General features: G+C 72.0%; 16 protein-coding genes. 8 read left to right on the top strand and 8 right to left on the bottom strand.

Annotated elements, in window-relative coordinates; translation table 11 throughout:
- Positions 1-103 precede the first annotated feature (103 nt).
- The gene (locus tag AB0A90_RS04500) at positions 104-742 is read left to right on the top strand and encodes a DUF998 domain-containing protein (protein ID WP_357241521.1); all 639 of its coding nucleotides are present in this window, start codon (positions 104-106) and stop codon (positions 740-742) included.
- Here AB0A90_RS04500 and AB0A90_RS04495 read toward each other — a convergent pair.
- Positions 699-2,102: an NAD(P)H-quinone dehydrogenase gene (locus AB0A90_RS04495; protein WP_357241518.1), complete on the bottom strand. Its 1,404-nt coding sequence runs from the start codon at positions 2,100-2,102 to the stop codon at positions 699-701. The two genes, AB0A90_RS04500 and AB0A90_RS04495, sit on opposite strands and share 44 nt — an antisense overlap.
- Positions 2,103-2,208: 106 nt before the next feature.
- Between AB0A90_RS04495 and AB0A90_RS04490 the strand changes: the two genes are divergently transcribed.
- Entirely contained in the window at positions 2,209-2,664 is a 456-nt protein-coding gene (locus AB0A90_RS04490) for a gamma-glutamylcyclotransferase (protein WP_357241515.1), read from the top strand.
- A 75-nt stretch (positions 2,665-2,739) separates the two neighbouring features.
- On the opposite strand, the gene AB0A90_RS04485 is transcribed toward AB0A90_RS04490, so the two are convergent.
- The 3 genes from AB0A90_RS04485 to AB0A90_RS04475 all read right to left on the bottom strand — a co-directional run bounded on the left by AB0A90_RS04485 (position 2,740) and on the right by AB0A90_RS04475 (position 5,202).
- Entirely contained in the window at positions 2,740-3,483 is a 744-nt protein-coding gene (locus AB0A90_RS04485) for a hypothetical protein (RefSeq protein ID WP_357241512.1), read from the bottom strand.
- Positions 3,484-3,587: 104 nt separating this feature from the next.
- Positions 3,588-4,565, bottom strand: a complete 978-nt coding sequence (locus AB0A90_RS04480; protein ID WP_357241509.1) for a hypothetical protein — start codon at positions 4,563-4,565, stop codon at positions 3,588-3,590.
- 4 nt (positions 4,566-4,569) lie between these two features.
- Complete coding sequence (locus AB0A90_RS04475) at positions 4,570-5,202, bottom strand: MBL fold metallo-hydrolase (protein ID WP_357241506.1); 633 nt, start codon at positions 5,200-5,202, stop codon at positions 4,570-4,572.
- A gap of 93 nt (positions 5,203-5,295) precedes the next feature.
- Here AB0A90_RS04475 and AB0A90_RS04470 point away from each other — a divergent pair, with 93 nt between their 5' ends.
- Positions 5,296-6,294 (top strand): DUF4349 domain-containing protein, encoded by a 999-nt coding sequence (locus tag AB0A90_RS04470; protein WP_357242376.1) that lies wholly within the window; start codon positions 5,296-5,298, stop codon positions 6,292-6,294.
- Here the strand turns inward: AB0A90_RS04470 and AB0A90_RS04465 are convergent.
- Together AB0A90_RS04465 and AB0A90_RS04460 are read right to left on the bottom strand one after the other, a co-directional pair.
- Positions 6,251-7,510, bottom strand: coding sequence for an amidohydrolase (locus AB0A90_RS04465; RefSeq protein ID WP_357241503.1), 1,260 nt, complete (start codon positions 7,508-7,510; stop codon positions 6,251-6,253). The two genes, AB0A90_RS04470 and AB0A90_RS04465, sit on opposite strands and share 44 nt — an antisense overlap.
- 438 nt (positions 7,511-7,948) lie before the next feature.
- Positions 7,949-9,532: a methylmalonyl-CoA mutase family protein gene (locus AB0A90_RS04460; RefSeq protein WP_357241500.1), complete on the bottom strand. Its 1,584-nt coding sequence runs from the start codon at positions 9,530-9,532 to the stop codon at positions 7,949-7,951.
- 206 nt (positions 9,533-9,738) lie between these two features.
- Here AB0A90_RS04460 and AB0A90_RS04455 point away from each other — a divergent pair, with 206 nt between their 5' ends.
- Both AB0A90_RS04455 and AB0A90_RS04450 read left to right on the top strand, forming a co-directional pair.
- A complete protein-coding gene (locus AB0A90_RS04455; protein WP_357241497.1) occupies positions 9,739-11,802 on the top strand; it encodes a serine/threonine-protein kinase in 2,064 nt (687 codons plus the stop codon).
- Positions 11,803-11,849: 47 nt separating this feature from the next.
- On the top strand, positions 11,850-13,526 hold the full coding sequence (locus tag AB0A90_RS04450; protein WP_357241494.1) for a phospho-sugar mutase: 1,677 nt from the start codon (positions 11,850-11,852) through the stop codon (positions 13,524-13,526).
- 9 nt (positions 13,527-13,535) lie between these two features.
- Here AB0A90_RS04450 and AB0A90_RS04445 read toward each other — a convergent pair whose 3' ends face one another.
- Entirely contained in the window at positions 13,536-14,213 is a 678-nt protein-coding gene (locus tag AB0A90_RS04445) for a GPP34 family phosphoprotein (protein ID WP_357241491.1), read from the bottom strand.
- Between the two features lie 75 nt (positions 14,214-14,288).
- Complete coding sequence (gene upp, locus AB0A90_RS04440; RefSeq protein WP_357241488.1) at positions 14,289-14,921, bottom strand: uracil phosphoribosyltransferase; 633 nt, start codon at positions 14,919-14,921, stop codon at positions 14,289-14,291.
- A 126-nt stretch (positions 14,922-15,047) separates the two neighbouring features.
- Between upp and deoC the strand changes: the two genes are divergently transcribed.
- From deoC to AB0A90_RS04425, 3 genes are read left to right on the top strand one after another with little or no spacing between them, the layout of a single operon-like run.
- Positions 15,048-16,076, top strand: a complete 1,029-nt coding sequence (deoC, locus tag AB0A90_RS04435) for a deoxyribose-phosphate aldolase (protein WP_357241485.1) — start codon at positions 15,048-15,050, stop codon at positions 16,074-16,076.
- 6 nt (positions 16,077-16,082) lie between these two features.
- Positions 16,083-17,513 carry an aldehyde dehydrogenase family protein gene (locus AB0A90_RS04430; RefSeq protein ID WP_357241482.1) on the top strand — a complete coding sequence of 477 codons (1,431 nt, stop codon included), beginning with the start codon at positions 16,083-16,085 and terminating at the stop codon, positions 17,511-17,513.
- Positions 17,506-18,330 carry an aldehyde dehydrogenase family protein gene (locus AB0A90_RS04425; protein WP_357241479.1) on the top strand — a complete coding sequence of 275 codons (825 nt, stop codon included), beginning with the start codon at positions 17,506-17,508 and terminating at the stop codon, positions 18,328-18,330. The genes AB0A90_RS04430 and AB0A90_RS04425 overlap by 8 nt, the downstream gene beginning before the upstream one ends.
- Positions 18,331-18,492 lie beyond the last annotated feature (162 nt).

Below are 18,492 nucleotides of genomic sequence, written 5' to 3'. Positions count from 1 at the left end.
GATCGCGGAAGGTGGGCCTGGATGCCTCTAGGGGTCGCCTTTCGGGGCGATGTCGGTGGGCTTCCCGGATCCGGCTGGGGTGGTCGCGGCGACAGGCTGAGGCATGCCTGGAACCCGGAACACCGGTCTGCTGGCCCTGGGCGGGATCGCCGTGGCGGCGCTGCTCACCGTGATCGGTCACCTCGAAGTCAACGACGACCTCAGCCCCTGGGCGCTGACCATCAGCGACTTCGCGGTCTCCGACCGGGGCGGCGTCATCGACGTGGCCATGGTGGTGCTCGCCCTCGCCACGGTGGCGCTGCTGTGCGGGCTGCGCCGCACCGGCCCACCCCGACCGCGCGCCGGGACGGCCGAGTTGCTGCTCGGCGCGTGGGTGGCCGGGCTGCTGCTCGCCGCGGTGGTGCCGACCAACGAGCCGGGTACCGCCATGACCACCGAGGCCTACCTGCACCGGTACGCCTCGGTGGTCGCCTTCCTGGCGCTACCGGTCAGCGGTTGGCTGCTCGCCCGCCGGCCGGCCCTGGCCCCCGCGGCCCGGACGCTCCGCACCCTCGTCCTGCTCAGCCTCGCCCTGGCGGCGGCCATGATCTGGTCCGCCTACCCCGGCGACCGAATGCTCATCGGACTGGCCGAACGCCTGCTCATCCTCACCGAGGTAGCCGTCCTGGCCACGGTGGCGGTGATCCAGACCCGGAGGGTCACTCCAGCTCGTGGAGCATCAGCTGGCGTGCTGCTTCGGTGATCGAGCCGGACAGCGACGGGTAGATGGTGATGGTCTGGGCCAGCTCGTTGACCGTCAGGTTGTTCTCCACGGCCATCGTGATCGGCAGGATCAGCTCGCTGGCCTTCGGGGCGACCACCACACCGCCGATCACCTGGCCGCTGGCCGGACGGCAGAACAACTTCACGAAGCCGTCGGAGAGGTCGTCCATCTTCGCGCGGGCGTTGCCGGACAGCGGCAGCATCACCTGCCGGGCCGGGGTCTTGCCCGCGTCCACCTCGTCCTGCGAGACGCCCACGGTGGCCAGCTCCGGGTCGGTGAAGACGTTCGCCGCGACGGTACGCAGCCGCAACGGGCGGACCGCCTCGCCGAGGGCGTGCCACATGGCGATCCGACCCTGCATCGCGGCGACGCTGGCCAACAGCAGCACCCCGGTGCAGTCACCGGCGGCGTAGATGCCGGGCACGTTGGTCCGGGACGCCCGGTCGACGGTGACGTAGCCGCCCCGGCCCAGCTCGACGCCGTACTCGGTCAGGCCCAGGTTGGCCGTGTTCGGGATCGAACCGACGGTGATCAGCGCGTGCGAGCCGGTGACCCTGCGGCCGTCGGAGAGTTCCACCTCGACGCCGTCGGCGGTACGCCGGACCGCGTCGGCCCGGGAGTTGTTGAGGATCTCCATGCCCCGGTTGCGGAACACCCGCTCGATGGCGGAGGCGGCGTCGGCGTCCTCGTGCGGCATCACCCGGTCCCGGCTGGACACCAGGGTCACCTGGACCCCCATGGCCAGGTACGCGCTGGCGAACTCCGCGCCGGTGACACCGGAGCCGACCACGATCAGGTGCTCGGGCAGCTCCGGCAGGTCGTACACCTGGCGCCAGGTCAGGATGCGCTCACCGTCCGGTACGGCGGTGGGTAGCTGGCGGGGTGTCGAGCCGGTGGCCACCAGCACGGTGGTCGCCGCGATGGAGTATTCCTCCCCGCCGTCCGCGGGAGTCACGACGACCAGATGGGTGTGCCCGAGAGCGTCCTCGCCGAGCCGGGCGGTGCCGGCCACGAAGGTGACGCCGGCCTTGAGGAGCTTGGCGTGGATGTCGGCGGACTGCGCCAACGCCAGTCGCTTGACCCGCTCGTGCACGGCCCGGGCGTCGACGGTGACCGCCTCCAGGCCGTCCGAGTGCACCCCGAACTCCTCGGTGTCCCGGTAACCGGTGACCACCCCGGAGCTGGCGATGAAGGTCTTCGACGGCACACAGTCGGAGAGCACGCAGGCCCCGCCGGCACCATCGGCCTCCACCACGGTGACATCGGCGTCCAGCTGGGCGGCGACCAGCGCCGCCTCGTACCCGGCCGGCCCCCCACCGATGATCACGATCCGGCTCACAGCGTTCGCCCTTCGTCCAATTTCACAGTGACTTTGTTCTCCCGAGCGCATTCGACACGCACTGTCGTATTCTCCCCCACCCGTCCGCCGGGCTATCGTCATCGCCGTGCGTCATCACGCCGCCTACGGCTCAAATCTCGATCCCGCCCGAATGCGCGCCTACTGTCCGCATTCGCCGATGGTGGGCACCGGCTGGCTGGAAGGCTGGCGGCTGACCTTCGCCGGAGCGGACGTGATCGGCTGGGAGGGTGCGGTCAGCACCCTGGTCGAGTCGCCCGGTGACCGGGTCTTCGTCGCGCTCTACGACATCCACCCGTACGACGCGGGTCAGCTCGACCAGATCGAGGGGGTGACCGCCGGCACGTACCGCAAGCTGCACGTCCGGGTCTCCACCCTCGACGGCGACGTGACCGCGTGGATCTACGTCTTCAACGGGTACGAGGGCGGCCTGCCGACGTCGTGGTATCTGTCCGAGATCGCGAACGCCGCCGAGAAGGCGGGCGCCCCGGACGACTACGTCACCGAGTTGCGGTCCCGCCCCACCGGCACCGCGTCGGCCTAGCAGCGCGTATCGCACCTCCCCAGTCTGCTCCCGCCGTTGAGCGGAGCGCGGATCGGGTGCGACGAGGGTCGTCAATCACACACCGGCGGCGAGGTCGGCCCGGGTGCGGTGCAGCAACTCGACAAGCTCGGCGCCGGCAGCCGGACCGAGGGCCGTGAACGCCGGCGCGACGAGACGGTTGGTCACCGCCTCCGCCCAGAGTCGCCGGCGCACCAACGGCCCGATCGGCGGGTAGGGCGGCGACCAGCCGCAGGCCACCGCCCCGGCCTCCCCCTCCGGCCCGGCGAGCACGGCCTCCAGCGGGGTCATCCCGGCGGCGCGTACCGCCAGCAGGTAGGCACCGGTGAAGTGTTCCCGGAGCAGTCGCAGCCCGGCGGCGCTGCGGGCGCCGGCGGAGAGATCCGGCAGCGGCATGGCCCGCCACGCGGCGAAGAGCGGCATGGCGCTGGCGTCCGCCGCCACCACCGCACGCTCGACGAGGAACGCCAGGCGCTCGATGGCGGGCCGGGCGTCGAGCTGCTGCGCGCCCCAGCGGCAGCACTCGGCGAGGCTCGCCGTCGCCACCTCGATCGGCGGGACGATCCGGGCGGCGGCGTCCCACCCGTCGGCAACCGCGTCCGGGGCGATGAACCCGAGCGCCGCGGCGGCCGTCTCGGCCCGCACATCGCCAAGCGCGCCAGCCCGACCACTGATGTAGAACGCCCAGCCGGAGATGCCGAGCAGTCGGGCACGGCGCAACGTGGCCGGATCCCGGGTGAACGCGTCGCCGAGGTCGAGCACGACCGGCTTGCTGGCGGCAGCGACCTGCTCCGGTGTCATCCGAGCCGCCCTCTCGGGCAACCCGATCCATCGACCACGACGAGGCCCCGATCCGGGGTCACCCGCCCTGGACGGCCCGCACACTCGTCGTCGTCCATCGATGGTCAGTCTCCCGCGCCACCGCCCTCGTCCGCATCCCCCTCTTCGGCCGCCAACGCCTCGACCGCCGCCTCGACCTCGCCCGCGCGCCGCCGAGCCACGGTGACCGCTCGCTCGGCGGCACGCCGAGCGAGCTTGGCCCGACTGAGATCCTGCTCGGCGACCGCCCGCCGCCGCTCCAGCTCGGCCAGTTCGGCCTCGATCCCATCGAGTACGGCAACATCGTCCCGCTCCTGTCCGGCCGCCTCGGTCAGCTCGGCCTCCGCGCGTTGCTGGTCGGTCCGGGCCTTGGCCAACTCCCGATCCAGGGCGCGGCGCTGCCGTGCCCGCTCCGCGCGGGCGGCCCGCTGCGCGGCCTGCTCGGCGCGCTCCGCGGCCCGGTCCGGGCGGGGCACCGCCTCGGGACGCCCCCGCTGGGTACCCGGTCGGCGGGCGGGGCGTTCCTCCTCGGGCTCCTCCTCGTCGTCGCCGGTGACCAACCTCAGCTGCGGGCGGGGCACCTCGCCGAAGCCGGCGTAGCTGGCCGCCCGGAGCAGGCGGCCCGCCCGGACCTGCTCGGCGACGTCGACGTCGGAGAACGCCGCGTTCAGCGTCGACTCCACCTCGGCCAGTGGCAGCCGACCGGCCGGTGGCGCGTCCGACTCCGCCACCGCGAGCTTGCGAACCTCGGCGACCAGGGCGCCGACCACCGCCCGGCGCTGCGCGGACAACTCCCGCAGTCGAGGCCCGCGCAGCTCCCGCTGGGCCGTCCGCAGGGCATCGGCGAGCTGGACCAGGTCGGCGACCAGCTCCGGGCGTTGGATGGCGAGCAGGTTCACCAGCCAGGCCGCCACCGTCGGGCGACGTAGCCGGGCCAGTTGTCGGGCGGTGCCCGGGTCGCCGGCACGGCGGGCCTCGGCCACGGCGGCGTCCCGGGCGGCCACGAACCGGTCCGGTGGGATGCGGTAGAGCTGCTGCACCAGCTCCGCTGATGGGCCGGGCATCGGATCAGACGTCCACCCGGGTACCGGGCTCCAGCCGCTGGTACTCGGTGCCGGACAGCGCGGTGTACTGCCCGTTCAGCACGCGCAGACCGTTGTCGTTGAGCAGGCCGTCGTGCAGGGCGTACGCCCGCCGGGGCGCGACCGCGCGGATGAAGTCGAGCACCTCGGAGAACTTCGACCAGGGGGCGTGGATCGGCGCGAAGAGCGTGTCGACGGGTGTCTCGTCGGGCACCACCAGGGAGTCGCCCGGGTGGTAGACCACGTCGTTGATCAGGTAACCGAGGTTGTCCACCACGGGGATGTCGGGGTGGATCACCGCGTGTCGCCCCCCGTACGCCCGGACGGCGACCCCGGCGGCGGTGAACGACTCGCCGGGCGTGACCGGGTGCAACACCTCGGCGGTGTCGCCCAGGGTCTCGGCGAGTGAGGCCGGCCCGTGGATCGGGAACGGTCGCCGGTCGAGCTGCTGGCGCACCGCGGCCAGGTCGAGGTGATCGGAGTGCAGGTGGGTGATCAGCACCGCGTCCGCGCCATCCAACGCCGTCGCGGAGTCGCCGAACACCCCGGGGTCGACGACGAGCACTCCCCCGTCGTGTTCCACCCGGAGGCAGGAGTGGGCGTACTTGGTGAGCCGCATCGTGACTCCTCGATTATCGAATCGTGACGTCCTCAGCGCAGTCTGCCGGAACCAGCCGACGTGTGCGCCACGTCCGAGCTATCGCCACACCGGATCACGACGAGGGGAGCGGGGATGGACGGACAGGCGGTACGACGACGCGGCACACTGCTGGCGGTAACGGCGCTGGCGGCGGCGCTGGTGTTGACCGGGTGCGGGGCCGGCGACAGTGGAACGGCGGACACCGCGGCCGCCCCACCGGCGGTGGACCGCGACGCTGCGCGGGACAACGCGGCGGTAGCGCCCGAGGCGGCCAAGGCCGGGGACCGGCAGCAGGCCGGGGCCGGGGCGCCCCAGGAGGCCGGCGCCGGGGCACCGGACCTGCGGGTCGACCAGCGGGCCATCATCTACACCGGTTCGATGCGGGTGCAGGTGGACGATGTGGACGCCAAGGCCCGCGAGGTGAGCGCCCTGGTCGCCCGCGCCGGTGGCTTCATCGGCGGTGACCAGCGGCGCAGTGCCGGTGCCGACGCGGTGGCGGAGTTGCAGTTGCGGGTGCCGGCGGAGAAGTTCACCGAAGTGGTGGACGAGATCGCGAAGCGCGGGAGTCAGCAGAGCCGGGAGATCAGCACCGAGGACGCCACCGAGGCGATCGTCGACCTCGACGCGCGTATCACCAGTCAGCGGGCCAGGGTGGAGAGCGCCCGCCGGTTGCTGGCCCGCGCCAGCTCGATCACCGACCTGGTGTCGTTGGAGAACGAGTTGGGTCGCCGCGAGGCCGACCTGGCGTCGTTGGAGGCCAAGAAACGACGACTGGCCGACCTGACCGCGCTCTCCACGATCACCGTGACACTTGTCGGGCCGGCGGCCAAGGCCACCGAGGAGGAAGCCGAGACCGGCTTCCTGGTCGGGCTCAAGGGCGGCTGGAGGGCGTTCGTGGCCTCGTTGACCGTCCTGCTCACCGTGCTGGGGGCACTGCTGCCGTGGCTGCTGGCAATCGGCGTACCGGTGGCGGTGCTGCTGTTGGTGCTGCGTCGCCGGAAGAGGACCTCGATGCCGACCGCTCCGGTCAGCGCGCCGCCGCCAGTGCCCGCAGCGCGGTCTGCACCATGACGCGTACGCCGGCGGGGATGGCCCGCTCGTCCACGTCGAAGCTTGCCCGGTGCAGGTCGACGTTGGGACCCGAGCGACCCACCCCGAGCCGGGCGAGGGCGCCGGGGACGTACTCCAGATACCAGGAGAAGTCCTCGCCGCCCATGCTCTGCGGCGTCTCGGCGATCCCCTCCGGGCCGAGCGCGGCGGCGGTGGCTGCGGTCAGCACCTGGATGGCCCGCGCGTCGTTGGACACCGGCGGCCGGCCGCGCAGGTATTCCAGGTCGACAGTGGCGCCGGTCGGCGCGATCACGTCCCGGACCACCTGAGCGACGATCTTGGGGGCCAACTCCCACGTGTCGCGGTCCATCACCCGCAGGGTGCCGGAGGCGCTCGCCTCGGAGGGGATGACGTTGTAGCGGGTGCCGGCCGAGGCGTGGCCGAAGACCAGCAGTAGGCCACTGTTGGCCGGCACCCGGCGGCTGACCAGGGCGGGCACCTCGGTGACCAGCCGGCCGAGCGCGTCGACCAGGTCGACGGTCAGGTGCGGGCGGGCGGTGTGCCCGCCCGGGCCGGAGAGCCGGACGGTGACGTTGTCGGCGGCCGCGGTGATCGGGCCGACCCGCAGGCCGACCTTCCCCACCGGCAGGTTCGGGTCGCAGTGCAGCGCGAAGATCTGCACCACGTCGTCCAGGCCGCCGGCCTCGATGACCTCCAGCGAGCCGCAGGGCAGGATCTCCTCGGCCGGCTGGAAGATGAGCCGGACCCGTCCGTCCAGCTCACCCAGGTCGGCGAGCTGGGCCAGCAGCATGCCGACGCCGAGCAGGATCGTGGTGTGCACGTCGTGGCCGCAGGCGTGGCAGACGCCCGCCACGGTCGACCGGTAGGGCACGTCCTTGGAGTCGTCCAAGGGCAGGGCGTCGATGTCGGCGCGCAGCGCGACCACGGGGCCGTCCGGCCGACCGTTGATGTCGCAGATCACGCCGTTGCCCTTGGGCAGCAGGCGCGGGTTGAGCCCGGCCAGCGAGAGCTCGCGGGCGATCAGGGCGGCCGTCTCGAACTCGTTGCCGGACAGCTCAGGGTGCGAGTGGAGGTGACGGCGCGTAGCGATCAGCCCCGGTACGCGGAGGGCGAGGAGGTGGTCCAGTTCGCGGGGCAGCGGTTGGGAGCCTGGCGGCGTCTCCAGCCAGGACGACGCCAGCTGGCCACCTGTGGGCAGCGTCAACGCACTCGTCACGTCGAATTCTCGATCACTAGAAATGGATGGATCATCGGGGACAGCAGACAGCCTAGACCTCCGACGGTGACGCTGCGCAACCTCGTTACGGTAATGATCAGACCGCGCAGCGTCAGGTACGCCCTGTTCGGAGCGCTCGGAGATGTGTGGGACAGCAGGTAGATCGCTGTCGAACGCCGACATCCGCCCCTCACCTCCTACAACGCGTAACCAATCGCGGCGGCCCAGGATCTGGCGGAACACGCGCGGATCCAGGTGTAAATTGTCGCATTAGTCGGGGTGATGAACTGACACTCCGACAATTAGCCGACCACACCCGCAACCAGCCGGATAGGGACGCTCACATGGAGCCGCCCACCGCGGGCGCACACCGTGTGCGTCCGCGCTCCTCCGATCCGGTACCCGCCCAGCCCGACGGACACACCGCGACCGCGAGGGTCAGAAGCGATCGGTGGGCCGGTACAGCCCCCAGACCTCGCGCAGCGTCCCGCACACCTCACCCACGGTGGCCCGGGCCCGCAGCGCCTCCTTCATCGGGTAGAGCACGTTGTCCGAACCCTCCGCGGCGGCCCGCAGGTCGGCGAGTGCCCGCGTCACGGCCGCGCCGTCACGCTCGGAGCGCAGCCGCGCCAGCCGCTCGGCCTGACCCGCCTCGATCGTCGGGTCGACGCGCAGCGGCTCGTACGGCTCCTCCTCGTCCACGACGAACCGGTTGAGCCCGACCACCACCCGCTCACCCGAGTCGATCTCCTGCGCGATCCGGTAAGCGGACTGCTCGATCTCCCGCTTCTGGAAACCGGCCTCGATCGCGTCCACCGCCGAGCCGTGGTCGGCCACCCGCTCCATCAACTCGAGCGCGGCGGCCTCGATCTCGGCGGTCATCGCCTCCACCACGTACGACCCGGCGAACGGGTCGACGGTGGCGGTCAGGTCGGTCTCGTACGCCAGCACCTGCTGGGTACGCAGCGCGAGCCGGGCCGCCTTCTCGGTGGGCAGCGCGATCGCCTCGTCGAAGCTGTTGGTGTGCAGCGACTGCGTGCCGCCGAGCACCGCGCCCAGCCCCTGCACCGCCACCCGGACCAGGTTCACCTCCGGCTGCTGCGCGGTGAGCTGCACGCCCGCGGTCTGCGTGTGGAAACGCAACATCATCGACTTCGGATCCTTCGCGCCGAAGTCGTCGTGCATCAGCCGGGCCCAGATCCGCCGGGCGGCGCGGAACTTCGCCACCTCCTCCAGCAGTGTGGTGCGGGCCACGAAGAAGAACGACAGCCGGGGCGCGAAATCGTCCACCGCGAGCCCGGCGGCCAGCGCCGCCCGCACGTACTCCACGCCGTTGGCCAGGGTGAACGCGATCTCCTGCGCAGGCGTCGCGCCGGCCTCGGCCATGTGGTAGCCGGAGATGGAGATGGTGTTCCACTTCGGCACCTCCTTGCGGCAGTACGCGAACGTGTCCGCGACCAGGCGCAGCGACGGCTTCGGCGGGAAGATGTACGTGCCCCGGGCGATGTACTCCTTGAGGATGTCGTTCTGGATCGTGCCGTTGAGCGCCGAGCCGGGCACCCCGTTCTCCTCGGCGACGAGCTGGTAGAGCAGCAGCAGCACCGAGCCGGGCGCGTTGATGGTCATCGAGGTGGAGACCTTGTCCAGCGGGATGTCGGCGAAGAGCAGCCGCATGTCCTCGATGGAGTCGATGGCGACACCCACCTTGCCGACCTCGCCGTGCGCGATCGTCTCGTCGGAGTCGTAGCCCATCTGGGTCGGCAGGTCGAACGCGACCGAGAGGCCCATCGTGCCGGCCCGCAACAGTTGGTGGTAGCGCGCGTTGGACTCGGTGGCGGTGCCGAAGCCGGCGTACTGGCGCATGGTCCACGGACGGGAGGTGTACATGGTGGGGTAGACCCCCCGCGTGTACGGGAACTCGCCGGGGGCGCCCAGCCGGGAGTCCAGGTCCTCCGGAAGGTCCGCGCCCGTGTAGACGCCCTTGATCGGAAAACCGGACTCGCTTGACCGCCGTTCGTTCATCCCCGGATGGTAGGTCGTGCGGGCACGGCATCGGGTGAGGGATACCGCACAGCCCGTTCCGAGCCGTCGACAGCAGGTGAACCGCATGGCACTTTCTGTCGACTTCGACAAACGTCCGTCGCGTCGGCTTTCGCATCGGGCGTCGGAACCAGCAAGATAGGGGGGTTGTGTCCCAGCCCCCCTCGATTTCCCCCGGTGGCTTTTCTGTGACTCAGATCCCGACGTGGAGCGGCGGACCAGTCAGTCCCGCCAACGGCCGCGCAGCACCCGGCACCACCATCGGTGGCCGGTACTCGCTGCGGTCCTCGGTGGGCAACGGCGGCATGGGCACCGTGTGGCGTGCCACCGACACCCTGCTGCGCCGTGACGTGGCGGTGAAGGAGGTCGTCCTGCCTCCGGGGCTGGCCCCCAGCGACCGCGACGCCATGTACGAACGCACCCTGCGCGAGGCGCGGGCCGCCGCCGCCATCCAGCACCCGGCCGTGGTGCAGGTGTACGACGTGGTCACCGAGGCCGGCCGGCCGTGGATCGTGATGGAGCTGCTGGACGCCCGCAGCCTCGCCGACATGGTGATCGAGGACGGGCCGGTCGCGCCCCGCGCCGTCGCCAAGATCGGCATCGCGCTGCTCGGCGCGTTGGAGGTGGCGCACGCGATCGGCGTCCTGCACCGCGACGTCAAGCCGGCAAACGTGCTGATCTGCTCCGACGGGCGGTGCGTGCTCACCGACTTCGGGGTCGCTCGGATGCCCACCGACGTGCAGCTCACCACCCCCGGGATGGTGCTCGGCTCACCGCACTTCATCTCGCCCGAGCGGGCCATGGGCCAGGAGTTCGGTCCGCCGAGCGATCTCTTCTCGCTGGGTGTGACGCTCTACACGGCGGTGGAGGGGCGACCCCCGTTCGACAAGGGTGACCCGATCGAGACCATGCACGCCGTGGTCGAGGACCCACCGGCCCCGCCGCAGCGCAGCGGCCCGCTGACCCGCGTGCTGATGGGCCTGCTGGAAAAGGACCCGGCCCGCCGACTGGATGTGCACACCTCCCGGGCCATGTTGCGCGAGCTGCTCGCCGGCCCGCTGGGCAGCACCGCGACCGCGGTGCACTCGGTCACCGACCCGTACGCGGTGGTGCCGGTGCAGCAGCGCCCTCCGGTGCCGGTCCTCCCGCCGCCCCCGGCGGAGCCGAAGTCGGACAAGCAGATCGGTGGCCCGGCGATGCTGGCCCCGGACGAGTCCCTGACCGATCGGCTCGCCGCGCTGCGCCGGGGCGAGCGCCCCCGGCCGGCCACCGCGGCCGGTGCCACCGGGTTCGACGAGACCAGCGCCGACGTGTTGGCCGGCCCACTGCACACGCCCACCGGCGCGATGCCCGGCCCCGGCCAGCCACCTCCCCGGCACACCTACGGTGGCAGCGCCGACACCACTCAGCGGGTGGACGCCGGCGGGCACCCGGACGCCACCCAGCGGGTCAACTACGGCAGCCCCGCCGATGCCACCCAGCAGGTCGGGTACGGCGGCGCACCGGAGGCCACCCAGCGCATCGGCGGCACCTACGGCGGCGGCAACCAGTGGTCGGTGCCCGGCACCGGCCAGCCCTGGGCCACCTCGCCCGCCCCTGCTGGCGGCGGCGCCCTCGGCAAGGCCCGCGCCACCGGTGGTCAGCTCGTCAGCACGGTCAAGGGCTGGCCCCGCAAGGTGCAGCTCGCCGCGGCCGGCGGGTTGGCCGTCGTGCTGCTGCTCACCGTGGTGGCCCTCACCAGTGGCGACGATTCCCCGCCGAACACCCCGGCGGCGCAGCCGACCGCGTCCGCCCCGGCGGCCTCCACGGTCGAGATGCAGGAGCACGTGGCCCGCGGCATCCAGGTCATGGTGCCGAAGGGCTGGAAGAAGGCCACCGGCCCCTCGTACACCGACTACACCGACCCGGAGGACAGCGGCCGCAAGGTCCGCATCATCACCGAGAAGTGGTCGAGCGACGCCAACCGCTGGGCGGAGACGGCAGCGAACGGTCTCATGACCCGGAGCACCTCCTGCGTCAAGCCGTACCAGCAGCTCAACGCCACCGAGACCCAACTGGACAGCAAGCCGGCCGCCGAATTCGAGTACACCTGCGGCGAGGGCGACGTCATGCGGCACGGCGTCTGGCGTGGCGTGGCCGAGGGCGGCAAAGCGTACTCGTTCTACCTCACCTCGACGAACGCCAAGTTCGCGGAGAGCAAGCCGATCTTCGACGAGATGGCCAGGACGTTCAAGCTCACCGGGGCAGGCTGAGCCGAGGGAACCGACAGCGGTGATCCGCCGCCGTGCTATCAAGAGGCATGGCGGCGGACACCACTGACATCGACGACATTCGCGAGCAAGCCCGGCGCTGGCTGGCCGACGACCCCGACCCGGCCAGCCGGGACGAGCTGACGGCGGTGCTCGACCGGCTGCCGGCGAGCGCCCCGGAGCTGGCCGACCGGTTCGCCGGTCCGCTGACCTTCGGCACGGCGGGCCTGCGCGGCCCGCTGCGCGCCGGCCCGAACGGCATGAACCTCGCCGTGGTCACCCAGGCCGCTGCCGGCCTGGTCGGCTGGCTCGCGGCCCAGGGTGGCACCGGCCCTCTGGTGATCGGGTACGACGCCCGGCACGGCTCCCGGCAGTTCGCCGAACGCACCGCCCAGGTGGCCACCGGCGCGGGCCGGCCGGCTCTGCTGCTGCCCCGCCCACTGCCCACCCCGGTGCTGGCGTACGCGGTACGCCAGCTCGGCGGGGTCGCCGGAGTGATGGTCACGGCCAGCCACAACCCGCCCCAGGACAACGGCTACAAGGTCTACCTCGGCGCGGAACTGGGCGGTGAGCTGGGTGCCGGCGCGCAGATCGTGCCGCCCGCCGATGCCGGTATCGAGGCGGCCATCCGGGCGGTCGGCCCACTGACCCAGGTGCCGTTGGGTCCACCCGGGCAGGTGCTCGGTGACGACCTGGTCGCCTCGTACGTGGAACGGGCCACCGCGGTGATCGACCCGGACGGACCCCGGGACCTGACCGTGGCGTACACGCCGCTGCACGGGGTGGGCGCGGCGGTGCTCACCGCCGCCTTCGCCAGCGCCGGTTTCCCGGTGCCCGGTGTGGTGCCCGACCAGGCCGAGCCGGACCCGGCGTTTCCCACCGTGTCATTCCCCAACCCGGAGGAGCCGGGGGCGGTGGACCGGTTGATCGCGCTGGCCGACTCCACCGGCGCGGACCTCGCCATCGCGAACGACCCGGACGCGGACCGGTGCGCGGTGGTCGTCCGGGACAGCACGGGCGGCGGGCAGGGCTGGCGGATGCTGCGCGGCGACGAGGTGGGCGTGCTGCTCGCCGACCACCTGATGCGCCGTGGGGTGACCGGGCTCTACGCCACCACGATCGTGTCGTCGTCACTGTTGCGGGCGATGTGCGCGGCCCGGGGCCTGCCCTACGACGAGACGCTCACCGGCTTCAAGTGGATCGTGCGGGCCGGCGGCGGCAGCGCACCGCTGGTCTTCGGCTACGAGGAGGCGCTCGGTTACTGCGTCGCCCCGGAGCACGTACGGGACAAGGACGGCATCACCGCGGCGCTGACCGTGGCCGAACTGGCCGCCGGCCTGAAGTCGCAGGGCCGCACGTTGACCGACCGGCTGGACGAGTTGGCCGCCGAGTTCGGCGTTCACCACACCGACCAGCTCTCCGCCCGGGTGGACGACCTGCAAGTCATCACCGACGCGATGGCCCGGATCCGGGCGGCCACCCCGACCACCCTGCTCGGGCAGCCGGTAGACAGCGTGCGGGACCTGCTACCCGAGTCGGACGTGGTGATCCTGCGGACCGCGGTGGCCCGGGTGGTGATCCGCCCATCCGGGACCGAGCCGAAGCTCAAGGCGTACCTCGAGGTGGTGGAGCCGGTGCCCGACCGCGACGTCGCCGCGGCCCGGGCCCGCGCGGAGTCGGCGATCGCGCAGCTGCGCACCGAGATCGCCGCGGCTCTGGGACTCTGACCGGCGGGGTCAGCGGCGGGGGCCGAGGGCCTGGTCGACGGCCCGGCCCAGGGCGGCGACGACCAGGCCGACCGAGGGGCGGACCACCGAGTCGTCGGTGCTCACCTCGCCGGAGAAGCCGGCGCCGGTGGCGATCTCCTCCAGCCGGCGGCGCGCGTCCGCGGCGGTCTCGCCGTCCACCCCGAGCGCGGACTCCATCCGCAGCACCACGACCAGGGTGGCCAGCGCGGCGGTCCGCTCGTCCGGGGCCGCCGCGCCGGTCAGCGCCTCGGCCAGCCGCTGCCGGGTCTCCGCCTCCACCGTGGCGTCCACGACCGGGTAGCGGTGCACGTGGATGAAGCCCAACTCGGTCTCGTCGACGTCGCGGACCACACCCTGGCTGCACAGGTCGCCGAGAATCCGGTCCCGCAGGCCGTGCCGCAGGCGCTGCACCCAGGAAGCCGGACTGTGCGGGGTGTCGGCCGCGACCCGACCCAGCACCTCGTCCGCGACCGGCTCGCCGGTGGGCGTCGGGTCGATCACTGCCAACGAACCGTCGGCGTACGCGATCCGGCCGGCCAGGGCCAGCTCGACCAGCACCGCGGCGGCCATGCCCAGGTCCAGGCTGATTCGCGGCATGGTCGCCTTGCCGGTCGTGTCGTCGTAGGCGAGGAGCAGCAGCTCCTTGGCGAGAGCAACACCAGTCATGGCCGGAGACGGTAGCGGGTCCGTGCACACCGCGCACGGACCCGCCCGACCCGACACCGACCGGGTGTACCGCCCTCAGAACCGGGGCATGCCGCCGAACTGGCGGTCGCCCGCGTCCCCGAGCCCGGGGACGATGAACATGCGGTCGTTGAGCCCCTCGTCGATCGAGGCCGTGACCAGGCGCAACGGCAGGCCAGAACGTTCCAGCCGCTCGATGCCGACCGGCGCGGCGAGCACGCAGAGCACGGTGATGTCGGTGCAGCCGCGGTCGGCCAGCAGCCGACAGGAGTGCTCCAGCGAGCCACCGGTGGCCAGCATCGGGTCGAGCACCAGCACCGGCAGTCCGGCCAGGTCGCGGGGCAACGACTCCATGTACGCGCGTGGCTCGTAGGTCTCCTCGTCGCGGGCCAGACCGACGAAGCCCATCGAGGACTCCGGCAGCAGGCCGAGCGCGGCGTCCGCCATGCCCAGGCCGGCCCGCAGCACCGGGACCAGCAGCGGCGGGTTGGCCAGCCGGGTGCCCTCGGTGCCGGTGACCGGCGTCTGCACCGGGTACCGCTCGACGGGGAAGGTGCGCGCCGCCTCGTACACCAGCATGGTGGTCAGTTCGTGCAGCGCCGCCCGGAACGTCGAGGAATCGGTGCGCGCGTCCCGCATGGCGGTCAGTCTCGACTGGGCCAGCGGGTGGTCAATGACGTGTACGTCCACGATCGCTCAACCTACCGGTCCGCACGTCCCGCCGGTGCGGGTGCGGTCGGACCAGCGACGCCGCTCACGTCCGGCGAGCCGCTGTGAGCAAGATCACGCGGCTTTCCGGTGCGTAGACTTCGGGGCATGACGGCGACAACGACGTCGGCCCGGTCGGAGCTCTCCGAGCTGGGACGATCCGAGACCGCTCTGCGGACCTTCCTCCACGGCCTACCGGGCGTGGACCAGGTCGGCGCGGAGCAGCGGGCGGCACAGCTCGGCACCCGATCCATCAAGACCACCGCCAAGGCCCAGGCCATCGACCTGGCGATCCGGATGGTCGACCTCACCACCCTGGAAGGGGCGGACACCCCGGGCAAGGTGCGGGCGCTCGCCGCGAAGGCGCTGCGACCCGACCCGGCCGACCCGTCCTGCCCGCACGTCGGCGCGGTCTGCGTCTACCCGGCAATGGTCCCGTACGTCGCCGAGGTGCTGCGCGGTTCTGCTGCCGGGTCCGGGCGGCCATCCGGCGAGCCGGGACGTGCGGGCGGCGCCGCGCCGGCCGGACTTGGCATTGTGCACCTGGCCAGCGTGGCGACCGCTTTCCCGTCGGGCCAGGCGCCGCTGGAGATCAAGCTGGCCGACACCCGGGCCGCCGTCGCGGCCGGCGCCGACGAGATCGACATGGTGATCAACCGGGGCGCGTTCCTGTCCGGGCGCTACCAGGAGGTCTACGACGAGATCGTGGCCACCAAGGAGGCCTGCGGGGACGCCCACCTCAAGGTGATCCTGGAGACCGGCGAGCTGGCCACCTACGACAACGTGCGGCGGGCCTCCTGGCTGGCCATGCTGGCCGGCGGCGACTTCATCAAGACCTCCACCGGCAAGGTCCCGGTCGCGGCGACGATGCCGGTGACCCTGGTGATGCTGGAAGCGGTCCGCGACTTCCGCGAGGCGACCGGGCGTCAGGTGGGTGTGAAGCCCGCCGGTGGCATCAAGACCACCAAGGACGCGATCAAGTACCTGGTGATGGTCAACGAGACCGTCGGCCCGGACTGGCTCGACCCGGACTGGTTCCGCTTCGGCGCGTCCAGCCTGCTCAACGACCTGCTGATGCAGCGCACCAAGCTGACGACCGGCGTCTACTCCGGTCCCGACTACTTCACCCTGGACTGATAGCCGATGTTCGAATACGCCCCCGCCCCCGAGTCCCGCTCGGTGGTGGACCTCAAGCCCTCGTACGGGCTGTTCATCGACGGCGCGTTCGTCGATCCGACCGACGGTGGCAGCTTCAAGTCGATCAACCCCGCCTCCGAGGAGGTGCTGGCCGAGATCGCCGAGGCCGGCGCCCAGGACGTGGAACGCGCGGTGCGCGCGGCCCGCAAGGCGTACGACAAGGTCTGGGGTCCGATGCCCGGCCGCGACCGGGCGAAGTACCTGTACCGGATCGCGCGGCTGATCCAGGAGCGGTCCCGTGAGCTGGCCGTCCTGGAGTCGCTGGACAACGGCAAGCCGATCCGGGAGTCCCGGGACGTCGACCTGCCGCTGGTCGCCGCGCACTTCTTCTACTACGCCGGCTGGGCCGACAAGCTCCCGCACGCCGGTTTCGGCGCCAACCCGCAGCCGATCGGCGTGGCCGCGCAGGTCATCCCGTGGAACTTCCCGCTGCTCATGCTGGCGTGGAAGATCGCCCCGGCGCTCGCCGCGGGCAACACGGTGGTGCTGAAGCCCGCCGAGACCACCCCGCTCACCGCGCTGCTGTTCGCCGAGATCTGCCAGCAGGCCGACCTGCCGGCCGGTGTGGTCAACATCGTCACCGGCGCCGGCGACACCGGCCGCGCCCTGGTCGAGCACCCCGGCGTGGACAAGGTCGCCTTCACCGGCTCCACCGAGGTCGGCCGGGCCATCGCCCGGTCCGTCGCCGGCACCCGCAAGAAGCTCACCCTGGAACTGGGTGGCAAGGCCGCCAACATCGTCTTCGACGACGCGCCCATCGACCAGGCCGTCGAGGGCATCGTCAACGGCATCTTCTTCAACCAGGGGCACGTCTGCTGCGCCGGCTCCCGCCTCCTGGTGCAGGAGAACGTGGCCGACCGGGTCCTGGAGTCGCTGAAGCGGCGGATGGCCCAACTGCGGGTCGGCGACCCCCTGGACAAGAACACCGACGTCGGCGCGATCAACTCGGCCGCCCAGTTGGAGCGGATCCGCGAACTGTCCGACGCCGGTTCCGCCGAGGGCGCCGAGCGCTGGTCACCGCCGTGCGAGCTGCCCGACCGGGGCTTCTGGTTCGCGCCCACCATCTTCACCGGGGTCACCCAGGCCCACCGGATCGCCCGCGAGGAGATCTTCGGCCCGGTGCTGTCGGTGCTCACGTTCCGCACGCCGGCCGAGGCCGTCGAGAAGGCCAACAACACGCCGTACGGGCTGTCGGCCGGCATCTGGACCGACAAGGGCTCCCGCATCCTGTGGATGGCCGACCGGCTGCGCGCCGGAGTGGTCTGGGCCAACACGTTCAACAAGTTCGACCCCACCTCGCCGTTCGGTGGCTACAAGGAGTCGGGCTACGGTCGCGAGGGCGGCCGGCACGGGCTGGAGGGGTACCTCAATGTCTGAGCGGGTCGCCGTACGCAAGACGTACAAGCTCTTCATCGGCGGGAAGTTCCCGCGCAGCGAGTCGGGACGGTCGTATCTCGTGCAGTCCTCGAATGTGTCACTGGCCTCCCGCAAGGACGCCCGGGACGCGGTGGTCGCCGCCCGCGCCGCCGTGAAGGGCTGGGCTGGCGCGACCGCGTACAACCGGGGTCAGATCCTCTACCGGGCCGCGGAGATGCTGGAGGGCCGCCGCGAGCAGTTCGTCGCCCTGGGCATCCCCGGCGACGAGGTGGACGCCGCGGTGGACCGCTGGGTCTGGTACGCCGGCTGGGCCGACAAGCTCGCCCAGGTGTACGGCGGCGCCAACCCGGTCGCCGGCCCGTACTTCAACCTCTCCGCGCCCGAGCCGACCGGCGTGGTCGCGGTGGTCGCCCCGGAACGCCCGGCGCTGCTCGGCCTGGTCAGCGTGATCGCCCCGGCGATCGTCAGCGGCAACACGGTGGTGGTAGCGGCGTCCCCGTCGGAGCCACTGGCCGCGGTGACACTGGCCGAGGTGCTGGCCACCTCCGACCTGCCCGGCGGGGTGGTCAACATCCTCACCGGCGCGATCACCGAGACCGCGCCGGCGTTGGCCGCGCACATGGACGTCAACGCGATCGACCTGACCGGGGTCACCGACGCCGCGCTCGCCACCGACCTGGAGGTCAGGGCGGCAGAGAACCTCAAGCGGGTCCTCCGACCGGCGCCCGCCGACCACGACTGGTCGACCGACCCGGGTCTGGGCCGGATGACAGTCCTGCTGGAGACGAAGACGGTGTGGCACCCCAAGGGGGTGTGATGTCGTTCCCGGCCTTGTGGTTTTCCGGGGAGCCCCACCCGCTCCGGGCGGTCAGGCTTGATCCCTGCGCGGGTGGGGCTCCCCGGAAAACCTGACCTGGGCCGGGTTCGTCGGGTGGGTCAGCTCACGGGTTCTGCCTCGGATTGGGTTGCCAGTCCGCCG

The organism is Micromonospora sp. NPDC049204, assembly GCF_040647935.1.
Lineage (GTDB): Bacteria > Actinomycetota > Actinomycetes > Mycobacteriales > Micromonosporaceae > Micromonospora.
Note: the sequence above shows the minus strand (reverse complement) of the source record. Positions and strands in the feature narration are given on the sequence as shown.